Here is a 5308-nt window from a genome sequence, read left to right on the forward strand (position 1 = left end):
CCAAAGATGCGGAAGAACCCCTGATTGTCGCGCGGCAAATTCACCTGAATTACTCCGTACCTTCGCCCGCAGGCGCATTCACGGCCACCATTTTGATAGTGAACAGGAGTCTTCTCAGTTCATCCGTCACAAAGATGCTGAACTCTCGACCATCCCAAAGTACGTCAGGCTGATCGTTCATGATTTCGCCAGCAAACTGGATGACGAAACGCCTTGCTGCAGCGTGATCGCGTAACTCTGTTCCTGTTTCATCCCCATCGGCATCTGACGCGGAAAAGAAGTAGCGTGGCATTTTGTCCTCCAGGCATCGCGCACAGTAATGCTTCGCCCGAACTCACGCTCTAACCTGGTTAAGGAAACATCGATGAAAGGGGACCGGGTAAGTGCGGCGCAACCTGATCGAGGTGCAGATAAAGCGGATTGAAGTCGCCTTCACGCCTGATCTTGTTCCAGTCCTGAATGGCGATCCATCGTCCGCTATGATCGACAAGGCCATCTTTCGCGAGTGCCTTCAGGGTTCGATTGACATGAACGCTGGTCATCCCGGTCGCGTCCCCCAATTGCTCCTGCGTCATCGGCAGATGAAAGTCAGCCGCACCGATAACACCGGCAGCGTGCATGCGAACGGCGATTTCGCACAATATATGGGCAATGCGCGCCCTTGCGTCGCGCCGCCCGACGTTGAGCACCCATTCTCGATAAATCGAGGCGTCCACCAGACCATCTATCCAGAGCGCTTGGCCGACGGCAGGCCGCTCCAGGGCCATTTCCCGCAGAGCATCGCGATCAATGTCGGCCACCTCAAGTTCCGTCAGAGCCTGGACACTGTGGTCGGCAATGTTAAGAAACAAATGTTGTAGATCGAGCAGATCGCCAGCCAGATGGATCGACACGATCTGACGCGCGCCATGCACCGTCAACTTATGCCGAAATGCGAGTCCAGAGAGGACAAAACTGCAATGCGGACGGGGCGGCTCCCCCTCGCGGACGACATAAGCGCTTGGGTTAAGGTAGCGATGCTGAAAAGGGAGTGCTGATACTGCGGCGCGATCTTCTTCGTCGAGCGCGGCCCGCTGCGAAAGCCGTCGCGCGAAGAAATCCAAATTGGTGATCGATGACATGCAGCCTCCACAGGGCGGGAGCACATGTATCTCTCTGTCGCCGGGACACCCATTTACTTGCCCGGCAATATACCGTCTTTAACATAGCAATTAACATGCAGCCTAACCAATTTAGTCAGGCGGTATCCCGACATTTTTGTAAGCCATACCGACAGGCAATACAGCTTCACCGACGTTGGCACCCACTCGAAAACGCCCTGTGCCTTGTCCAAAAGCGACCCGCTTCGGCCAGTATCGTCAGGCCTTCGCCTGATTACGCCGGGTTTCCCACCCCTTCTTTGCAGCGGCTGATCGCTCTTCATGGGTCTGGCTAGCTCCGCCGACACGCCCGCCTTTGCGCGATGACGCATGGCTCTCCGTCTTGCCCCGCCCCGAACCGGATTTCTTGCCACCGCCAGACTCTTGTTCACCGTCGCCCATGTTCGGCGGATCGTTTCAACGACAGGGCGATCGCTTTTGGATCAGTCTGCTTGAACAGGCCTTCATCAAGATCCAGTGCGTCGCCCTGCTCGGTCACATCTTGCGACCATTTATGTTTGCTCATCGCGTGTCTCCCGGCGCGTTCAGCTGCTGAACTTCCCGGTTCTATGTTTACAGGTGGTGCGAGCGGATTGTGGTTCGAACTCGATGCCTGCCATGGATGGCAGCCGCATGTTGAGGAGGGCGAAATCAAATGAGTGGCTGCTTCTTTCGATATCTTTCAGGGCTTCAACGCCGCTGGCGTATGTAGTGAGGGAAAAGTCGGAATCCCGCCCCAAAGCTAGTGCAACGATTGTGCGAATGCCGGGCTCGTCCTCCACGAATAGAATTTTCAGTTGCTGGGAGGGAGGTAGTCGCGATGCTAGAGAATGATCTTCCCACCACCTTGGCGCGATTGGGTCTTGCAACAGTCCTGGGTCTGGCACTGGGCGGTTTGCGAACTCACGGTCTCGTCACGCTCAGCTCAGCGATGCTAACCCTTTCAGCGCTCGAAATGGTCGAACAGCACAATGAGGGAGACCCCGTTCGGGTCGTGCAAGGCTTGGCACAGGCGATTGGTTTCATCGCAGGCGGTCTTATCTTCGTGCTCGGCGGCGATGTTCGAAACATGTCAACGGCAGCCAGCCTTTGGATGGCCGCTGCGGTAGGGATTACGGCAGGAGCGGGACAATATGTCTTGGTGCTCGCTGGAACAGTTTTGGCGCTTCTTCTCCTATCTGCTGCGTTCCTATTCGAACGTTTCATGACCAAGTCACGGAGGCAGGGACCCGTTGACACCACGGACGATATCCAAATGCCGAACCGGCGAGGTTCGCCAAGACAACAAGATGGTGAAATTGATAATCGTTGAGGAAGGCCGCCATCCAGCTGATGTTTTAGGAACTGTGCCCGCGTGCTTCCACAATGGCCAGTAGGCAATGGTATGGGTTGGATTACCCCCTCCCCTTCCTGGTCCGCCTTGCTCCGCGGAATTTCCAGCAACCATGCCTCGAGGTCGAAAGCCTCGACAATATGCTCAAACGGTCACGTTACACATTCTCGAAGACGTCGGGGCAATCCGATCGACCCGCGGCCTGATCAAGGTCATCAACCGGATAAAGCTCGAGGATCTGGCAGGTGATGCCTATGGTGTACCGGAGGCAGAATATCGCAAGCTGATCGGTCGGTTTGGCCGACCCGACGCCAACTGAGACCGGACACGGGCGCTGTAGAGCCACGCCTGATTGACCGATGAGCCCGGATCAAACGGCTCAATCGTCGCTCTTGTCGAACAGAGCGCGCAATTCGTCCTTGGCGTCTTCGAGCGTACGGCGGCGCTCGTTTGGCAGGTCCTTGCCTGCGCGGTTTATATAGAAGGTGAGCATGCCCATCGCCGACTGCAGCGGTGTCCCTTTGCGCCGTTTGCTATGCTCGGCGGACCGCTTGAGTGACTGGGCGATCGCCTTGGGATCGTCCTGCGTGAAAACGCCTTCCTCAAGGTCAAGCGCATCGGAATGCTCGGTAACATCCTGAGACCATTTCTTGGTGGGCATCGGATCACTCCTGGGTTTTCGTGGGTGACAATCGCGACACGCAGGCAATCATAAAATCGGTTTGCCCCCGGTGACCGCGATCGTGGCGCCGGAGATAAAGCTCGCTTCCTCGCTGGCGAGCATCACATAAGGCGCGGCTAGCTCGGCCGGCTGGGCCGGCCGGCCCATCGGTATGTTCTTGCCGAACTCGCGCACCATGTCGGGCGGCATGGTCGAGGGAATGAGCGGGGTCCACACCGGTCCCGGCGCCACGCAGTTCACCCGGATTCCCTTGTCGGCGAGCATCTGGGCAAGGCCCGCGGTAAAGTTCTGGATCGCACCCTTGGTTGTCGCGTAGGCGAGCAGCTGGGGCCGAGGCATATCGGCGTTGACCGACGCCGTGTTGATGATCGTGCCGCCGCCCTCCAGATGCTTGGTGGCGGCTTTGACGAGGTAGAACATCGCGTGGATGTTCGTGGCGAACGTATATTGCCACTCCTCGTCGCTGATCTCCTCGATCTCCTCGAAAGTCGCCTGGTGGGCAGCATTGTTGACGAGGATGTCGAGGTCGCCGAGCTCGCTGACGGCCCGCTCGATGATCGCGCGGCAGTGCGCCGGTTCGGCTATATCGCCGGCCATGAGGATGCATTTGCGCCCCTCGGCTTCGACCAGCTCGGCCACGCTTTGCGCATCCTCCTCTTCACTGAGATAGCTGATCAGGAGGTCGGCGCCCTCGCGCGCATAGGCGATCGCAACCGCACGCCCTATGCCGCTGTCACCGCCCGTAATGATGGCGTGTTTGCCAGCTAGCCTGCCCGAGCCTTTGTAGCTCTGCTCGCCATGATCCGGCTCGGGGTCCATGCGTGCCGTCTTGCCCGGCATCGGCTGCGGCTGATCGGGAAAGGGCGGCTTGGGATAGTCAGGCATCGTCGTTCTCGCTCGGCTCTGAAGATTGGCGGGATCCTCGCAGCAGCCAGGCACCAATTCCGGCTGCCGCGACGACAGCGGCCGCGGCGGCCAGCCCAATTCCGGCTTTGCGCGCTGCGGGGGAGCCCATGCCGCCATCGATGCCGCCCGGATCGCTTGGCGGCGCGAACAGATTGCCGTCGCTGACCGGTACCTGTTCGGCCGTCTCGAAATAACGCCTCAGGCCGATGTCCATCGCGCGTGCGCTGAGGTTGGGCGCGAGGAAGTGACCCATCCGGACCGCCGCCGTCGAAGCGCCGACCATGGTGGTGGCCTGCGGATGTCCATCGTCTCAGCCGCGCAGGCATCGGCACAGCTGGTGCACATCTCAGCGCAAAACATGGCATGGCGCGCAGCCGTCGCGAGCGTCTCGTTAAAGTCATCACCTACATCCGGGTGAAGCGCGATCATCTTGTGGATCGACATGGCTCAACCACCTTTCTTGCGGCGGGTTTCCCAGCCTTTCTTGGCGGCCGCAGACCGCTTCTCGGCGCTCTGGCTGGACCCGCCCTTCTGGCCGCCTTTGCGCGAGCTCTCGTGATTCTCGGTCTTACCGCGGCCCGAACCCGACTTCTTGCCGCCGCCGGATTCCTTGTTCACCGTCGCCCAGGCGCGACTTTCCGCCTCGTCCTTCGACACACCGCGCTTCTCGTAGCCTTCCTCGATATGCTCGGCCTTGCGCTTTTGTTTGTCGGTATAGCTCGATTTGTCTCCGCGGGGCATATCCATCTCCTGCTGCCCCCGATCCCATAACTCGCAAATCGCTCGAAAGTGTCGTGGTACATGCTTTTGGGAACCATCTCGCGCAGGCCGGGTTCCTCGGCAGGAACAAACGTTGAACATGAGGTCTGGTCATGACGAAACAATTGCATAATCCGAAGTTCGATGAGCATCCCGCGTCGAACACCGAGAAAGATCCGGAGGATTGGGTGTCGGGTGACGATCCGATGACTGGCGCTCAGGCATCTTACCTGACGACCTTATCTGAGGAAGCTGGGGAGGATTTGCCGGCCAGTGATCTCAGCAAGGCGGAGGCCTCTCGCCGCATCGATGAATTGAAGACAAAGCTCGATCGAGGTTGAAGGTGGCGGCGTGACGCGCCGGTATCAGTCGCACTGGCGGCTGATCAGACAATACCGGGCGGTTACTACCGCCCGGCAAACCCTTGAGGTCGTTAAGAAACACGCCTGCGCAGAGTCTAGCGTGATGTTATGGCGCGGCGATCTGGAT

The 5308-nt window shown here is 58.9% G+C and carries 10 protein-coding genes and 1 pseudogene; 2 read left to right on the forward strand and 9 right to left on the reverse strand.

The window, feature by feature from the left end; genetic code table 11:
- Positions 1 to 49 precede the first annotated feature (49 nt).
- The 5 genes and pseudogenes from EBBID32_RS19180 to EBBID32_RS25280 all read right to left on the reverse strand — a co-directional run bounded on the left by EBBID32_RS19180 (position 50) and on the right by EBBID32_RS25280 (position 2026).
- Positions 50 to 292 carry a DUF6894 family protein gene (locus tag EBBID32_RS19180; protein WP_037491914.1) on the reverse strand — a complete coding sequence of 81 codons (243 nt, stop codon included), beginning with the start codon at positions 290 to 292 and terminating at the stop codon, positions 50 to 52.
- A 58-nt stretch (positions 293 to 350) separates the two neighbouring features.
- Complete coding sequence (locus tag EBBID32_RS19185; protein WP_051093387.1) at positions 351 to 1121, reverse strand: Crp/Fnr family transcriptional regulator; 771 nt, start codon at positions 1119 to 1121, stop codon at positions 351 to 353.
- Positions 1122 to 1358: 237 nt separating this feature from the next.
- A pseudogene (locus EBBID32_RS24665) lies at positions 1359 to 1558 on the reverse strand (plasmid stabilization protein); the annotation flags it as partial.
- On the reverse strand, positions 1528 to 1665 hold the full coding sequence (locus tag EBBID32_RS23755) for a DUF3175 domain-containing protein (RefSeq protein WP_006964105.1): 138 nt from the start codon (positions 1663 to 1665) through the stop codon (positions 1528 to 1530). The pseudogene EBBID32_RS24665 and the gene EBBID32_RS23755, both read right to left, overlap by 31 nt.
- 19 nt (positions 1666 to 1684) lie before the next feature.
- On the reverse strand, positions 1685 to 2026 hold the full coding sequence (locus tag EBBID32_RS25280; protein WP_081628135.1) for a response regulator: 342 nt from the start codon (positions 2024 to 2026) through the stop codon (positions 1685 to 1687).
- On the opposite strand from EBBID32_RS25280, the gene EBBID32_RS19190 reads away from it, so the two are divergent.
- Positions 1960 to 2451 carry an MgtC/SapB family protein gene (locus EBBID32_RS19190; protein WP_037491917.1) on the forward strand — a complete coding sequence of 164 codons (492 nt, stop codon included), beginning with the start codon at positions 1960 to 1962 and terminating at the stop codon, positions 2449 to 2451. The two genes, EBBID32_RS25280 and EBBID32_RS19190, sit on opposite strands and share 67 nt — an antisense overlap.
- A gap of 400 nt (positions 2452 to 2851) precedes the next feature.
- On the opposite strand, the gene EBBID32_RS19195 is transcribed toward EBBID32_RS19190, so the two are convergent.
- The 4 genes from EBBID32_RS19195 to EBBID32_RS19210 all read right to left on the reverse strand — a co-directional run bounded on the left by EBBID32_RS19195 (position 2852) and on the right by EBBID32_RS19210 (position 4801).
- Positions 2852 to 3133, reverse strand: coding sequence for a DUF3175 domain-containing protein (locus EBBID32_RS19195; protein ID WP_006964108.1), 282 nt, complete (start codon positions 3131 to 3133; stop codon positions 2852 to 2854).
- 48 nt (positions 3134 to 3181) lie between these two features.
- Positions 3182 to 4039, reverse strand: a complete 858-nt coding sequence (locus EBBID32_RS19200) for a glucose 1-dehydrogenase (RefSeq protein ID WP_006964109.1) — start codon at positions 4037 to 4039, stop codon at positions 3182 to 3184.
- Positions 4032 to 4343, reverse strand: coding sequence for a hypothetical protein (locus tag EBBID32_RS19205; protein WP_037491919.1), 312 nt, complete (start codon positions 4341 to 4343; stop codon positions 4032 to 4034). Before EBBID32_RS19205 ends, EBBID32_RS19200 begins: the two co-directional genes overlap by 8 nt.
- 164 nt (positions 4344 to 4507) lie before the next feature.
- Positions 4508 to 4801: a hypothetical protein gene (locus EBBID32_RS19210; protein WP_006964112.1), complete on the reverse strand. Its 294-nt coding sequence runs from the start codon at positions 4799 to 4801 to the stop codon at positions 4508 to 4510.
- 131 nt (positions 4802 to 4932) lie between these two features.
- Here EBBID32_RS19210 and EBBID32_RS19215 point away from each other — a divergent pair, with 131 nt between their 5' ends.
- On the forward strand, positions 4933 to 5160 hold the full coding sequence (locus EBBID32_RS19215; RefSeq protein ID WP_006964114.1) for a DUF3072 domain-containing protein: 228 nt from the start codon (positions 4933 to 4935) through the stop codon (positions 5158 to 5160).
- Positions 5161 to 5308 lie beyond the last annotated feature (148 nt).

This window comes from Sphingobium indicum BiD32, from assembly GCF_000382885.1.
GTDB classification, from domain to species: Bacteria; Pseudomonadota; Alphaproteobacteria; order Sphingomonadales; family Sphingomonadaceae; genus Sphingobium; species Sphingobium japonicum_C.